The following is a 15,392-nucleotide window of genomic DNA, read 5'->3' on the forward strand; positions in this document are numbered from 1 at the left end:
TAATAGTAGAAGGGAGGACATTATGTTAATTAATGAGCAACCAAAAAGGAATCAAAAATTAAATATAGCAATTGATCTAGGTTTGATTTTTATATTTTTACCATTATCGCTTTCACTGTTTATTTTATTTGGAAATTATATTAACAATAATTCGAATTTTATTTCAGTAGTGCTTTTATCAATAATAGAATTTTGTTCTGCAGGTCTTGGAGTTTTTATAGTTATGTTAATAAGAAAAGAGGCTTTTTCTGATTATGGTATAAAAAAAGAGAATATAAAAAAATCAATATTATTTACATTAAGCTTTATAGGAATAATGGTTTTATTAAAGTCAATTGATGCCGGAGGAGTGGTTTATTTTCCAATGAGAAATCATACCAGTATCAAATACTCATTAAACCTATCGTTCCCATTTAATTTGATTGGAATAATGTTAACTTTTCTAATTTGGGGCATAATTGAAGGAATTTACTATGTTGTAATTATTAAAAAAATTGATGATCTTCTTCCAAATACTTTAAATCCATGGCTTTCTTTAGCCCCTATAATTTTTTGTTTATATAATTTTATGATACATTATTTAATAAGAAGATTTATTGAAGGAAGAACTTATGAATTTAGTCTTATAGATACGATAACCTTTTGTTAGCTTACGCTATGACTATGCCTAGAAAACTAACTAATAACTCATGGGGAAGTCTAATATATCAAACGCTACAAAATGGAATAGGGAAGTTATAATAAATACATTTGTGTATTTAGAGAGAAATATTAATAAAAAATATTAATAAAAAATATAAGATTCTAGTAGATTAGGAGTGAGTGTTATGAAAAAATATTATCATGCATATGAAGAACGATATAAGAAAATTCATGGGGAAGGCTTATTGTGGTTTTCTAAAGAGCCAACTCCAGAACTAATTAGTTGGATAGAGTATTATGATATTTCTGTAGATGATGAGATATGTGAGGTTGGCTGTGGAGAAGGAAGAGATGCTTTATATCTTGCAGAACAAGGGCATAAAATTACAGGTGTAGATATTTCACAAGAAGCTATAAAAAAATGTGAGGAGTTATCAAAAGAAAGAAAAATTAATGTAAACTGGATAGTTTCTGATGCATTACAACTAAATAAAAAACTCAAAAAGCATTATGATTGGATTTATTCAGTGGGAACGTTACATATGTTAGTAGAGGATGAAGATAGAAAAAGATTTTTAAATACAATAAATTCTCTACTTAACCCTAAAGGAAAATTATTATTGATTAGTATGGGTGATGGAGAAATAGAAAGAAAAACAGAAATAGAAACTGCTTTTGATCTGCAAGAGAGAAGTCATATGAAGTCAGGCAAAACATTTGAGGTTGCAAGCACTTCATATAGAGCTATCAATTGGAAAAATCACAGAGAGGAATTGGAAGATGCAGGATTTATTGTTGAGAAGATAATGAATACTGAAAATGGAGAATATAGTAAATGTATGACTGTTTATCTAACTAAAGATTAGTTATTGAGGCTATACTTAACAGAGGTTTAGCAGACAGCGGAAAGTAGACGTCCCTAAGCCTCCGTTAGTGGAAATCTCTGGGGAGGTTAGTCAAAGATAATAGAGTTTTAAAATTATTAAGACATAATAGTATAAAAATTTGCAGATTTTTATATCTGGGGAGGAAAGAGTGATGGAAAGATTTTCAATGCTTGTGGCAGTGCATCTATTTTTAATTAAAGAGGATAAAATATTATTATCTAGAAGGTTTAATACAGGGTATGGAGATGGATGCTATAGTGTTGTGGCAGGTCATGTTGAAGGAAATGAGACTGTTATTAAAGCTATGCAAAGAGAAGCAAAAGAGGAAGTTAATATTACTATAGAAGATAATCAATTGAAAATAGTACAAGTTATGCATAGAAAATGTGTAGGACATGAACGAATTGATTATTTTTTCCTTTGCAATAAATGGAACGGTAATGTAATCAATAATGAGTCAGATAAATGTGATGATTTATCATGGTTTAGTATACGTGAATTACCAGTGAATATGGTTGATTATGTAAACTGTGCAATAAATAACTATCTCAATAATGTTTCATTTTCTCTATTCGGTTGGTAATTACATTCGAAATTACCATGAGAGGTAGTATTGTAATAGTATAAACTAGATATCTTTATTCTCTCCATTGGAGTATTTGGGGAATGAAATCTGAAATAATTGTTAGGTTAGAAATAACATGGCTTTCATTAACAAAAGATTAGAGGTATCCCTTCATTCACTAGGTACAATGCATCGTTAAGAAGTGTTCCTTAATGGTTGAATTTAGAGACATTGCTAATCGAAAACGTTATGTAACATTGATGAGGTAGTTTTTATTTGCCAATAAATGATTATAAAAAGAGTACAATTAAGATGAATAGGAGGTACGTTGAGGTGAGTTAATCAATCACACATAACAAAATATTTCTGCAAGGTTTGGGCATAAACAAAAAGTCTTATAGGTTACTGGTCGTATTTAACCTAGGCGGTAGACTTGAACCTAAGAAAGTAGCTATCTAAGGATTGATCACTACCTGTAACTGGGAAATACTAAGATGTTATGTGAAACACTGCGAATAAAGTGGATTACTCGTTGCAAACTGAATCGGAGAGGTGGTTTTATGTATACAAAATTGGAAAAGAGTGGAGTCGATTATCTAGTGAAAGTCGCTTTCTAAGTTATTATTGGAGCTATTCTGTTTTTTGTTTCTTCTGGGACATTAAGAATCATCAGGGGTGGATTTATTTTGCTGTTTATACAATTTCGACTATATTAGGAATACTCTATTTATCAAAACGCAATCCTGAGGTCTTAAATGAAAGAGCAAAGGAAAGAAATAATACTGAACAATGGGATAAGATATTGCTTAAGTTATATATATCACTGGCGTTTTTTATAATTTATATTGTTGCTGGTTTTGATATAAGATTCGGTTTGTCTAGTGTACCTATATTTTGTATGTATCCTGCTTTGGCAATTATAATTCTATCTTCTTTTCTTGCAGTATGGGCTATGAAAGAAAATGCGAATTTTGAGGCTACATCACGCATACAAAATGATCGAATACAGAATATTTGCGATTCAGGCCCATATAAAGCTATTCGCCATCCAGGTTACTTGGCTATAATACTATGGGCTATGGCGATACCTTTTGTATTTGGATCAGTATATGTGATGATTCCATCATTTCTTATATCTATTATCATAGTGATTAGAACATATTTGGAAGATAAGATGTTGAAAGAAAAATTAGTCGGTTATGTTGAATATTGTAATAGAACAAAATATAGGCTTCTTCCATATATATGGTAGATTGAAAAGAATTTTTCTGTAGCATGGAGTTCATCACATAATACTATATTTTCATAAAGGTACACTAGGGGGATTCAAGGACGTTGTAAATATCTGGACGTTATATGTCATCTCTAGACTAAATTCATGTGTAAATTGAGTGAAACTATTATAGGAAAATTTTAGAATTAAAGGGGGAAGTAATAAAATGGATTTTTACAGAGCTAGAGAAAATGACTTTAAGTATATAAAGTACAAGAAGAGTTTAATTCATAATACTACTTTAATTGCATGTGAAGAGGATAATGTTATTGGAGTATTAGAATATGAGATAAACACTATAGAAGAAGCCGATAAAGATCTGGCTAATAGAATAGTAACTCCAGAAGAGTATGAAAGGCTATGGATTAATAAATGTCAAACATACTTAAAGAGTATGAGTAGCTAAATACTAGGCTTAACGAAACGACATATAACAGAGGTTTATCGGTATCGGAAGGAAATAATCTAGGAAAAATTCTACACTGCTAAACCTCGCGACGTTAGCTGAAATTTTTAGCAATGTATATTGACTATAAAAACAATGTTTGGAGGAAAAGATGACAAAGAGTTCAAAAGTAATTTTCTTTGATATGGGTAACACATTATTACATTTTCATTTTGGAAAAACTGACGAAGAAAAAGATATTATTGGAATAAAACATCTAACAAATTTTCTTAAGCAATATAATCGTCAAGTGGAGTTTAATGATGTAAAAAAACATTTCTTTGATGAATGGCAAAAGGTTATGCCTTTAAGAAAAATTAATCATACAGAATATGCAGTAGAAGACTATTTAAATGGCTTTTTAAAAAAATATGATATAGAATTAGACTTAGATATGTGTATAAAAGCATTAGACATTTTTTATACAGAATATAGGAATGACGTTTGGACTGAAGAAAACATTCATCATATATTAGAAAATATCAAACAAAAAGGATATAGGATTGGTGTTATTTCAAATTCAAGACTTTATGATGAGGTCATGATCAATTGTTTTAAGAAAGTTGGACTAGCTAAGTACATAGACGTGTTTACATTTAGTTACTATTTAAAAATATCCAAACCCCAAAAACAAGTATTTGAAATTGCTCTTGATAGGATGAAAGTTAATCCAGAAGATGCCATAATGGTAGGAGATAATCTTAAAAGTGACATAGAGCCAGCACAAAAATTAGGTTTAACTGGAATATGGTTCAATAAGAATCTTACTTTAAATGATACTGATATTAAGCCTGATAATGAAATATTTAAATTGAAAGAATTGATAGATTTGTTGTAATTCAAGTTTTATTTTAGACTTCAGCTAACCTTATATCTGCTTAAAGGTGCACGAGGACATAATCTTAGGTGTTAAATTAATTAATAAAAGGTAGTTAAAAAATATGAAGTAAAAATAGTTTATATTTTGTGAGGATGATTTTTATGAACATAATACTAAAAGCGAGAACATTAGATCATGTTACTGTTTTTTGGAATAAGACTCAAGATGAAGAAATAAAAAGATTATTCCCTATTGTAAGTAAGTCCCTAGAGGAATCAATAATATTATTTGAGGAATCCCTTAAGGAAAATGCATCAAGTTATGGAAAAGTAATCTATTTTGAAGGAAAGTATATTGGAGATATTTGGTGTTACAGTATAGATGAAAATAGTGAGAAAATGGCTATGTTAAGTATTCTTATCTTTGAAAAAGAACTATGGGGAAGAGGGATAGCGACAGAGGTTACAAAAATTTTTGTTGAAGAGGTTTTTAGTAAGTTTGATATAGAAAAAATAGGAGCATTTACGTATTCTAATAATTATGGCTCGATAAGCCTAATGGTAAAAGCTGGATTTATTGAAATAGAAAATTTTGTTGAAGACGGAATTGAATCAAAATACTTTGAAATAAGAAAAGCTTTATAAATTGTTTGTGAAGCAATAGTATATTGGCAAGATACTTTTACAAACATAGCACTCTAGCTTGCCTTGACTAAGTTAAGGATGAAATTCTAGGCGAGACAAATCAAGTGTTTCAGTTGACTAAGATGGTACCATGTCTATTGAAGATAGCAATTATCTAAGCTAGTAGACAAGCTATATGTAAAGATGATGTATATTTGAAATGCTGAGACTGTTATGTGAAAAAATCTCCTTAGAAAACAGACAATACTAGATATCTAAAAATTTATATAAGAGGTGTAAGTTTTGAAAGAATATAAAGTAATTTGCATAGATATGTTTCAAACATTAGTAAATATAGAATCTAGAGTTGAATATATCTGGAAAAGGATACTAGAAGAAGATTATAATGAAGAATTAAGGGATAAATATGTACAAACTGTTAGAATCAAAATAGTCGATAAGTTTCACGTTAGTGAAAGTACTAGTACCAAATTTAAAAGTCTAAAGGAAATATTTTTTGAGAGTTTTAAGGACATTTTTGAAGAAAACCAAGTGAAATATTGCCCAAGCTATGCAACAAGAGTTTTTATGGAAGAACATGATAGAGCAGATTTATATCATGATAGTAAAGAATTTATTAATAGAGCTAATAAAAAATATAAAGTGTGTTTAGTAAGTGATGCTGATACTGAAATGATTAAAAATCAAATTGAAAATTTTGATTTTGACAAGATATTTATATCAGAAGACATACAATCTTATAAAGGAGAACCAAATTATAGGATTTTCAAAGAAGTCATAAATCATTACAATATAGAGCCACGAAAAATAATACATATAGGAGATTCTTCATCTGATATTATAGGTGCTAATAGAGCAGGTATAGATACATGTTGGATAAATAGACATAATTATAGAAAAAGATTCCATATAAAGCCAGATTATGAAACTGAGTCTTTAAATGAGTTATTTCCAATACTTAATATATAATCATTTTGATTTTGTTAATGCTCTAAAGATAGAAGATTACACCATAAAGGTTTCAAATTTGAATGTGATATGATGAATTGTTTAGTGTGATCTGAAGTCATGTTACACCATATTCTTCATATCATACCGAGGATTATAGAAGAAAATATGCTGTCGATTTTTATAACATAGGATTAGTAGCATTTAGGAGAGATGATTAGAAAAGGTTTGATGATGCTATAAGAAATTGTAATATCGTGATTATTTTTTAGGTATTATTTGGTTAAAAGAAAACGTTGTAAAGATGACGAATATATTTTTAAATGTTATTCTACGATTAATGGAATTATTCTAAATAAATTAGAATTAACATATTGAAAAAGATGATAGGAGAGAAGATTATATGTTTAGAATTTTAGCAATAGGAATAGAAACCTTTTCTGGTATTTTGGTTGTGTTTTTTATGTTAGCTTTATTTCAAATATTGATTGAAAAAGATAAGGTTTCTATTGAACATAAGATTGTAACTTTTATATATACCTTTTTTGTAGTTGCTATATTTGCAGCCACTGGAGTACCTTCTTTTCATTCGCTACATTTTGATGTTACAATTAATTATATTCCTTTTTGTAATGTTGTGGGAAATTTTATTCAGTATTTACTGAACTTAATTCTATTTGTACCCTTTGGCTTCTTGCTTCCAACATTGTGGACAAAGTATCAAACATCCAAGAGAACGATATTTACCGGATTTGGTCTTTCATTGCTAATTGAAATTTCCCAACTATTTTGTTATCGTACAACGGATATAGATGACTTGATTATGAACACTTTAGGCACATCACTTGGTTTTATGCTTTTCAAGATTTTTTCAAAGAAAAAGCCTGAGCTAATAAAAGAAATTTGTTTAACGGAAGATGTTTCAAAGGATAAAATAATTAAATTGGAAGGAACTATTCTTTTCGTAATAATAATATTGGTTATGTTTTTTATCCAGCCGGCAATTGCAAATAAAATTTGGAGTATTATACTGTAGGAAATTATGAGTATAATTTGTAGTTCTACTTAAGATACATTTTCTATTTTGTGTGAAGGAAAATAGGTGGAAAAAGTGATTAGGGTATATGCTTGAACCATTGGTAGGAAAACTCCATTAAGGAAGTCTATCTTTAGGGACTAGTTCAGGTATATTACTGTAATTTGATTGGGGGAAAAAATATGAATATTTATATCAATGAACTATCAGATGATCTATTTTTAATTACTGCAAAAATGATTACGGAGTTAATGAATTATCATAGGAAACTAAATAATGCTCCTAAAGAATACTGGCAGACTGATGAACAATCTCAAGAAACTCTAAGGAATTGGATTGAAGAAGGGACAGTATATAATATATTTTTAGATGATGAACCTGTAGGATTCTTTTATGTTAGATTTGGTGGTCAAAATGTAGCATGGTTAGAAGATTTGTTTATATTAGAACAACATAGAGATAAAGGAATTGGGAAATATGCTATGCAGAAATTAGATGAATTAATGATTGAAAAGAATGTGGTGGCCATATTTGTAGATGTCATACCAAGAAATACTGGAGCAATAAAGTTATATAGGGATTTTGGATTTAATCATCTAAATTTAATACAGCTTAGAAAAAACTATGATAAAATATTGGACAAAGATGAAGATGTAAAAATATTAGGATTTAATTTTAAAAAATATTAGAATATCTCATCTAGAAACAAATATGGTTTGTGGTAAACTTTATTTAGTAATAGAAAGTGTCATCACGTTATGGAGATGTTATAGGACATAAAGGAGTGAAGTAAATGCAAGTAACCTTAAACTTGACAGATCAAAGTACTAAATTTATTATAAATAACTTATATCCATTATATTTACACGATTTATCTGAGATATGGGAATGGAAACCAAATAAATACGGAGTTTTTGAAGAAGACGAAATTTTGACTTTGAATGAGCAAAACAAAGTTTTTGATATATGGTGGTCTAAACAATCAATATTATTCCCATACCTAATAAAAGTAGATGACATTCCAGCAGGTTTTGCTTTAATAGCAACACCTCCTTATACACCACAGGGTAGTGATTTTTATGTAAATGAATTTTTTGTTTTACGAAGTTATAGGGGAAAGGGAGTAGCAGAAAAAGCAGCAATTAAAGTGTTTAATAATCATCTTGGTACCTGGGAATTGCAGACAAACCCTAATGTAGGTAATAAAAGAGCACAAACTTTTTGGAGAAAAACCATTGAAAATTATACAGATGGAAATTATCAGGAGGAAGTTTCAGAAACAGAAGATGATGGAAATAGATTAATTTTTAGATTTAGCAATAGCAGAAATACTTTGAAATGAAAACTTATCTAATATAGAAGAGGCTTGTAAATATGAAAATGCTGATGTTATCCCTAGCATAGTGTCCGAGGATATAGAAAAAGAGAGAGGAATCTATATTTCATGATTGTTAGATTATATTAAGTAAAATATTTATATAACAGGAAGGATTGAAGGTAATGGATATATTCCAAAAGTTATTAATAGATATTGAAAAAGAAAATAAAGCGATAAGCTATTTTATTAAACCTGAGGAAGGTAAAAAAATCGAAGTTGTTCTAGCGGGAAAAATCGTTGTTCCAGTTCCTGAAAATGAACGAGAACATAAAATTTATAAACTACTCGAAGAAAACTGTGATGTGATTTTTTGTACCACTCAGACATTGGATGATTTTCAATTTTATCCTGTGCCTAAGTTTTCAATTTTTGCTGTTGATAGTAAAGGGAATTGCTTTGGTACAATTGGAGGTATAAGTAATATAGTAGATGATGACTATCCAGTTGGATATGTAAATCACAAAGGGAATTATGGCAAAATTGCAGATAGTCTAAAGGATTTTCTAGAACTTATTACTTTTTATCCGTATTGGCGAGATATCATTAAGTACGAACAGATGGAGATACCTTATGATATAAATACTATGGAAGTAAAAGAAATGGAGAAAAATTTCCAATATTTTGCACGCCAATCCGAGATTGCAGAGATACTTAAACTTTCTAAAAACCCCAAATCTATTGAATTATTAATATCAAATATCAGAAACACATCAAAACTTATAGTGTATAGTTCAAAAGACGAGGCGAAAAAAACAAATATATTTTGGGATAGACATTGCCTTGATTAAATGAAAAGATTAGGAGAACATAGTGATCTGGCAAAATATGGCCGTAATAATGTTACTTATGTTGATGATTTGGGAAGCAACTTTTCATATACAGCATATTTTTCAGATATAATGTGCGGGGAAGATACTTGGGGTGAAGTGGAAAATGCTTATCATATATTAATGAGGTTCGTGGCGAATTCCTAAACTGGATTCCTGTTATAGCACACCATGGTATGAGACCATTTAAAGAAATTTGAAGACTCTGTTTGAATTATAAAATTCACTTATTATTAGATGTAAATTATGACTATAATGTGGAGCGAGGAGATATAGTTAAGGCATCTGCTTTATAGAGTTATATTCAATGAGAGTTATCTGTATTAAAGATGAAGGGATGGATGTTATATGAAATGTCCATATTGTGGAGAAGAAATGAAACGAGGATTTATATATGGGGATAGGTATTCTCTTAAATGGATTCCAGAAGAAAAAGATAAAGGAGTTATATTTCAATGGTTTGCAAGGGGAATAAAACTCTCGGATGCATTTATGAATAATAGTGTGGAATCATTTTGCTGTGAAAATTGTAGGAAAATTATTATTGATGTGGAAAACAAAATTGATCAAAGAAAATAAGTATAATTTGTAATATCATTTAATACAGAATCTTTATATTATGTGAAAAATTAAAGAAAAAAAGATGTTACTAAGGATCATGACTTTAACTTAAATGTTTTGTCAATTTATTTGTTTGAAAATAAGTTTCTAAAAATTATTTATAGGGAGGCAACATTAGAGCGAGTTTAATCTATAAAGTCCTTTCAAGAAAAAAGTAAGTAGTGCCGCTAATGATAAATACACTAACAAATATTTAAAAATTGAAAATAATATAAGGACAATGAAAAGCTATAATAATCATCTGACTATTATAGCCTTTTTGTATTGTAGATTACTTAGTATAAGATTACCAAAGAATATTTTGAGAAAAGAAGGAATTTAGGGAACAATGTAGAATAGTATTAAGATAGATAGTTACTAGTTGGTTGCCATTATTGATAATCTTAATCAAGGAGGTATTATGTTATGCTTAAGAACTTTTTATCTTTCGAAAAAGATTCTGCTTTTAATCTTATGAAGAGAATTTTTCATATAGGAATATTTACTTTATTTCTTCCAGCTTTTTGGATAGGAAAATATTTTGCTGTTTTATTTCCAGCAACTCGTCAGATTCCAGCAGAGACACCCGGTTGGTTTACTTTTACATCTGGCCCTAATATAATACTTGGTATTTTAATCGGCATAGGTTTCTTAATCATATCGATTTTAATCTGGAAAATCATTTGTCAAACTCTATTGATAATTCTTCAAGCCTGTGAAACCTATATAGATAATAATGAGAAGTAATAACTAGAGAAAATATTGTGTGTTACTATTGGTAATCCAGCTGAAGGAATGTATCATAGAATGGGGTTTTTCTCAGGGGTTAAATTCACAGATATGTATTTAAAATAGGCATAAAGGTAAGTTGTAACTTAAAGTTTTTAGGGAGTAAGCACATTTATTTAGGATCATTCATTTAGGAGATGATATAGTTGAATAATATAGACAAACATAATAGACTTCAAGAAGAGTGTTTTTCATATAGAGTATCAAAAAATAATAAAGTATTTATATATTGGCATGAAAAACAAGTAATGATACTGAAAGGTAAAGAGAGTGAGAAGTTTTTAGCTAAAATAGAAAAAGCAGGTACCCTAGAGTTACAGTTAATTATGGCTAAAATTACTGGAAATTTCAAACGTGGAAATGAAAAGATAAATAAGGTGAGGAAATAAAAATGAAGCTATTGGATGATTTATGTAATCATTTATATGATATGGACGTGGAGTGGCATCTTTGTGGAGGATTTGCTATTGATGTTTTCTTAGGAAGTATAACAAGGAAGCATAAAGATATAGATATAACTGTTAGTTTTGATGATATGGAAGTATGTATTCAGTACCTAAAATCAAAGGGGTGGGAGATAGATGCGCCCGTTGGTAATCGAAGATTAGTGCCAGTAGAATTTGCTCTTAAGCATTCAGAATTATATTTTGATAATATTTGGTGTTACAAAAAAGATGCTGACTTTATAAAGACTGAGAAAACCGATGGCGTATTTAAATATGTGAAGTTTATTGATAGAGAACAAACAGAGCTAGATTTTATAGAAGTTTTATTTAATAAAGTAGAAAATGGGATTTTTTATTATCAAAAAAATCACAACATTATGATTAATACAGATAAGGCTTTTATAAAAAAAGATAAAATTAGTATTCTCGCTCCAGAAGTTATATTACTTTATAAGTCAAGAAATTATGAGAATAATGATTATAAACATGACTTTGATGCAGTAATAAATAAGCTTGAAAAAGAAAGATATGATTGGTTTATAAATGCTATGAATATAGCATATCCAGAGGGACATCCATGGATTAAGTAAGTATTTTTTGTCTGTAATTGGTGGTTAAGTTATAGAGATTTTATGTTGTTCTAATGGAGGAAAAATGTATGAATGAAAATATTGAGAATATACTGTATGATTATTCTATTGGGAAAATACTAATGATGGAACCAATGAATAAAGGAAATACTTCAGACGCAAGTTATATTTTATCGGATAAAGGCAAATGGATTCTACGAAAGTTAAAAAATATAGATCAAGGAATTGCGGAACATGCCATATCAAATATTTTAGCTAATGATATCTGTCCCAAAATAATTACAACTAAATCTAATATCGGATACAGCCATTATTTAGGAAATTACTATAACCTACAGGAATATATACCTTCTCAGCCTATAAAAAATGATTTGGAGACATTTAAAGAATTGGGAAGAGTTTTAGGTATATTACATAGTAAGCTAAAAAATAATACAGATTTGATTGAACAAGAAGATAGATTTAGTTTAGAAGATATATGGAAACAAACTAAGAATAAATGGAAAGATGTTCAAAAACAATTTGATTGCTCCACATTTACTACGAGTAATTTTGAAGAATTAATCGATGAGATGGTTACATATCAAAATATAAAAAATACATTTATACATGGAGATTTAGGTAAATGGAATTTGATTTATAACTCAAAACAAGTGTATATTATTGATTTTGGTGAAGTTAGAAGAGGAGACCATCATTTTGATATTGCAGCTACTTTAACATCTATGATTAACTTTGATTTAGGTAAAGAGTTTGCTTATAAATTTTTATATACTTTCTACGAAGAATATAAAAATTATATGGGAGATTTCCAATGGGAAAAATTACAGAAAAATATTCAGTTGTGGATATTGAGAGGCATGCTTGCATTATTACTTTATTCTAGTAATAAACCAAATTTTATTGAAAGTGTAAAAAAGATGATAGATTTAGAACTAAAATTAAGTAATATCATTTGTGAAAATTTCATATAATACTATTTTTGTGTAGAGGGTACTGTATTTTCTCTGATACTAGCCATATAAAATAGTAAACATAATAAAAGAAGCTCTTAAATATATGCTAGTTAAGGATGTGAAGAATATGATAAAAATTGATTTTTATTATTGGGAAGATCAATGTCCCCATAATTATAAAATAAGAAGTTTATTAAGTACTCTTGTAAGTGATAAGAGATGTAAAATTAATTTATTTGATATATCAAAAAATCATAAGATTGCTCAATATTTAAATATATTTTCCCCTAATATGATTGTGATTGATGATAATTTAAGATGGCATGGACCTATTTCTATGGATAGCTTAGAAAGTATCTTAAATGGGATCATACCAAAGGTGAGACCTTATAATGTTAAAATAAGTAATAATATTATTATAGGAGATATAAAAGACTTAACAGAAGAAACAATTATAGATACTTGTGATCTGTGTTCTTCTTCTAAGAAAAATGTTTATTGTAATGAGAAAGGAAATTGGATAAAAACTTTAAGGGAAAAATATAATCTCCCATACATTGGAAAACTCCATTACTTAAATAAAGTTTGTATTGGAGGAGCAGAATTTGTTCCTTCAGTAGCAGTTCCATATCCTATACCCAAGGCTGAGGATATAGCATTCCTTACATGTTCTTTTGCTTCTAGTGAAGATGGTGATTATAAGACATATCCCTTGCAAAAGTTAGAGGAAGAATTACCTAACTTGGGTTTTAATTCCATAATAGTCGTAGCTTCTGAGAATACTCCATTTCCAAATGGTCCACTTGATTGGTTTTTAGATAAAGGATATATGGATTTAGGCTTTATATATAACGAAGAAAGACATTTTGCTAAGATGCATTTAGTAAAGAAGGATTTGATAGATAGATAGGTCAAACATAAAACGGTTAGGGGGTATAGGCATGACTATTTATCTTGTAAGACATGGAAAGGAAGAGGAAGGATTTAGGGGAGGATGGAGCCAAAGAGGTTTAGCGGACGAAGGAAAGAAGCAAGCTCAGATACTTGCTGAATATTTACATGAAAATAAAGAAAGATTTAATTTTACTAGAATAATTAGTAGTGATTTAAATAGATCAAAAGAAACAGCATTCTATATTGCTAAAAAGTCTGAAATGAAAGTTGAATTAGACCAGAAATGGAGAGAACATAACAATGGAATAATGGCTGGCATGTCAAATGAAAAAGCTGAAACAGCATTTCCAGATTTGTACTTTAACACATTGGGAATGGATGAAAGATATCCAGGAGGAGAAAGTCCAAGAGAATTTTTATATAGAATAAAAAGAACGTTTTATAAGTTAGTAGACGAAGTTTCCGCCAAAAATGAAGATATATTAGTAGTTACACATGGTGGAGTGATAAATATTATATATCATTTAATAGAGGAGATTGAATGGAGTAATAAAAATAAGATTTTCAAGTCTGGAAACACAAGTATACATAAGGTCGAATTAGATGAAGGAAAAATGAAAATAACTTTAAGTAACTACATACATCATTTGAATTGATTTAATAGATTTAATAGATATTTCTTTCATTACCTAGGATGATTTAAGGAGGACATAAATGGATTATATAAAACAAATTGTTGATTTCCTTCCTGCCAACGAACAGGAAATTCAAGATAAAAAGGTAATTCTTGATTATATCGAGAGATTTCCTCATAATATTTTGTTAAGAGAAAATGAATTTGCACATATTACGAGTTCTGGATTTATAATGAACAAGTCATTGGATAAGGTAGTAATGGTTCATCACAATATACGAAATACTTGGGCTTGGACTGGTGGACATGTTGATGGTGATGCAGACTTTCTACATGTTGCAATTAAAGAAGCCAAGGAAGAAACAGGTATAAATACCTTTACAGCTCTTACAGAAAACATTGTATCTATTGATATTCTACCTGTATTTGGACATGTGAGAAAAAATAAGTATGTTAGTGCACATTTACACCTTTCAGTAGCATATATTCTTATTGCAAGTGAAGAAGAAACACTTATAGTAAATGAAGATGAAAACAGTGATGTTAATTGGTTTGCTTTGGATAGATTTACTGAGGATTACTTTGATTCTAATGATGTTTATTTATATAATAAATTAATTCATAGGGCTTTGCTTATTAGAGATAAGATTATAAGCTATTAGTTTAGGAGTAATAAAAGCCATGCAAGCTTTCTTAAATTCTTGTAGCGTTGAAGGATACTTATGCAAGGTAGATTTTATAGATAAGTAGAAATTATTTATATTTTTTAAGGAGACCAACTATGAATTGTCAAGATAAAAAAGATAAATTTTTTTAAAAATAATTATATCTAAAAAAGGCATGACAAAATAAGCCTATTTAAAATATGCTTTTAAAAAATATATTTTTCTAAAAATTATTCTAAATTAAAGGCAACATTATCTTTTAGTATTTTAAATATTACACGAACCAACTTATGAGCAACATGGCCGAGAGCTGCATAATGGCTGTTACCTTGAAATTTTTTAAGCATAAAGTA

General features: G+C 28.9%; 21 protein-coding genes and 1 pseudogene. 21 read left to right on the top strand and 1 reads right to left on the bottom strand.

The window, feature by feature from the left end; translation table 11 throughout:
- The first annotated feature begins 22 nt into the window (after positions 1-22).
- From KQI38_RS21705 to KQI38_RS21805, 21 genes are all read left to right on the top strand, one after another.
- Positions 23-649 carry a hypothetical protein gene (locus KQI38_RS21705; RefSeq protein WP_216563152.1) on the top strand — a complete coding sequence of 209 codons (627 nt, stop codon included), beginning with the start codon at positions 23-25 and terminating at the stop codon, positions 647-649.
- Positions 650-827: 178 nt separating this feature from the next.
- Positions 828-1,508 (top strand): class I SAM-dependent methyltransferase, encoded by a 681-nt coding sequence (locus KQI38_RS21710; protein ID WP_216563153.1) that lies wholly within the window; start codon positions 828-830, stop codon positions 1,506-1,508.
- A 172-nt stretch (positions 1,509-1,680) separates the two neighbouring features.
- Positions 1,681-2,112: an NUDIX hydrolase gene (locus KQI38_RS21715; protein WP_216563154.1), complete on the top strand. Its 432-nt coding sequence runs from the start codon at positions 1,681-1,683 to the stop codon at positions 2,110-2,112.
- A 502-nt stretch (positions 2,113-2,614) separates the two neighbouring features.
- Positions 2,615-3,346, top strand: a complete 732-nt coding sequence (locus tag KQI38_RS22715; RefSeq protein ID WP_216563155.1) for a methyltransferase family protein — start codon at positions 2,615-2,617, stop codon at positions 3,344-3,346.
- 187 nt (positions 3,347-3,533) lie between these two features.
- Entirely contained in the window at positions 3,534-3,773 is a 240-nt protein-coding gene (locus tag KQI38_RS21725; RefSeq protein ID WP_216563156.1) for a hypothetical protein, read from the top strand.
- Between the two features lie 151 nt (positions 3,774-3,924).
- Positions 3,925-4,650 (top strand): HAD family hydrolase, encoded by a 726-nt coding sequence (locus KQI38_RS21730; protein ID WP_216563157.1) that lies wholly within the window; start codon positions 3,925-3,927, stop codon positions 4,648-4,650.
- 143 nt (positions 4,651-4,793) lie between these two features.
- Positions 4,794-5,276, top strand: a complete 483-nt coding sequence (locus KQI38_RS21735) for a GNAT family N-acetyltransferase (protein ID WP_216563158.1) — start codon at positions 4,794-4,796, stop codon at positions 5,274-5,276.
- 282 nt (positions 5,277-5,558) lie between these two features.
- A complete protein-coding gene (locus KQI38_RS21740) occupies positions 5,559-6,245 on the top strand; it encodes an HAD family hydrolase (protein ID WP_216563159.1) in 687 nt (228 codons plus the stop codon).
- A 382-nt stretch (positions 6,246-6,627) separates the two neighbouring features.
- On the top strand, positions 6,628-7,260 hold the full coding sequence (locus tag KQI38_RS21745) for a VanZ family protein (protein WP_216563160.1): 633 nt from the start codon (positions 6,628-6,630) through the stop codon (positions 7,258-7,260).
- Positions 7,261-7,442: 182 nt separating this feature from the next.
- Complete coding sequence (locus tag KQI38_RS21750) at positions 7,443-7,949, top strand: GNAT family N-acetyltransferase (protein WP_216563161.1); 507 nt, start codon at positions 7,443-7,445, stop codon at positions 7,947-7,949.
- A gap of 104 nt (positions 7,950-8,053) precedes the next feature.
- Entirely contained in the window at positions 8,054-8,602 is a 549-nt protein-coding gene (locus KQI38_RS21755) for a GNAT family N-acetyltransferase (protein WP_216563162.1), read from the top strand.
- A 158-nt stretch (positions 8,603-8,760) separates the two neighbouring features.
- Positions 8,761-9,426: a hypothetical protein gene (locus tag KQI38_RS21760; RefSeq protein WP_216563163.1), complete on the top strand. Its 666-nt coding sequence runs from the start codon at positions 8,761-8,763 to the stop codon at positions 9,424-9,426.
- Positions 9,427-9,612, top strand: a complete 186-nt coding sequence (locus KQI38_RS21765; protein WP_216563164.1) for a hypothetical protein — start codon at positions 9,427-9,429, stop codon at positions 9,610-9,612.
- A gap of 201 nt (positions 9,613-9,813) precedes the next feature.
- Positions 9,814-10,044: a PF20097 family protein gene (locus tag KQI38_RS21770; RefSeq protein WP_216563165.1), complete on the top strand. Its 231-nt coding sequence runs from the start codon at positions 9,814-9,816 to the stop codon at positions 10,042-10,044.
- Positions 10,045-10,491: 447 nt separating this feature from the next.
- Positions 10,492-10,812: a hypothetical protein gene (locus KQI38_RS21775; protein ID WP_216563166.1), complete on the top strand. Its 321-nt coding sequence runs from the start codon at positions 10,492-10,494 to the stop codon at positions 10,810-10,812.
- Between the two features lie 188 nt (positions 10,813-11,000).
- Entirely contained in the window at positions 11,001-11,243 is a 243-nt protein-coding gene (locus KQI38_RS21780; protein WP_216563167.1) for a hypothetical protein, read from the top strand.
- Between the two features lie 2 nt (positions 11,244-11,245).
- Entirely contained in the window at positions 11,246-11,890 is a 645-nt protein-coding gene (locus tag KQI38_RS21785; RefSeq protein WP_216563168.1) for a nucleotidyltransferase domain-containing protein, read from the top strand.
- Between the two features lie 68 nt (positions 11,891-11,958).
- Complete coding sequence (locus KQI38_RS21790) at positions 11,959-12,864, top strand: aminoglycoside phosphotransferase family protein (RefSeq protein WP_216563169.1); 906 nt, start codon at positions 11,959-11,961, stop codon at positions 12,862-12,864.
- A gap of 109 nt (positions 12,865-12,973) precedes the next feature.
- Entirely contained in the window at positions 12,974-13,756 is a 783-nt protein-coding gene (locus KQI38_RS21795) for a hypothetical protein (RefSeq protein WP_216563170.1), read from the top strand.
- Positions 13,757-13,787: 31 nt separating this feature from the next.
- Positions 13,788-14,396, top strand: coding sequence for a histidine phosphatase family protein (locus KQI38_RS21800; RefSeq protein WP_216563171.1), 609 nt, complete (start codon positions 13,788-13,790; stop codon positions 14,394-14,396).
- A gap of 58 nt (positions 14,397-14,454) precedes the next feature.
- Entirely contained in the window at positions 14,455-15,036 is a 582-nt protein-coding gene (locus tag KQI38_RS21805; RefSeq protein WP_216563172.1) for an NUDIX hydrolase, read from the top strand.
- Positions 15,037-15,269: 233 nt separating this feature from the next.
- Here the strand turns inward: KQI38_RS21805 and KQI38_RS22160 are convergent.
- Positions 15,270-15,392, bottom strand: a pseudogene (locus tag KQI38_RS22160) (IS110 family transposase); the annotation flags it as partial.

The organism is Tissierella carlieri, from assembly GCF_018917285.1.
In the GTDB taxonomy this organism is placed as follows: Bacteria; Bacillota; Clostridia; order Tissierellales; family Tissierellaceae; genus Tissierella; species Tissierella carlieri.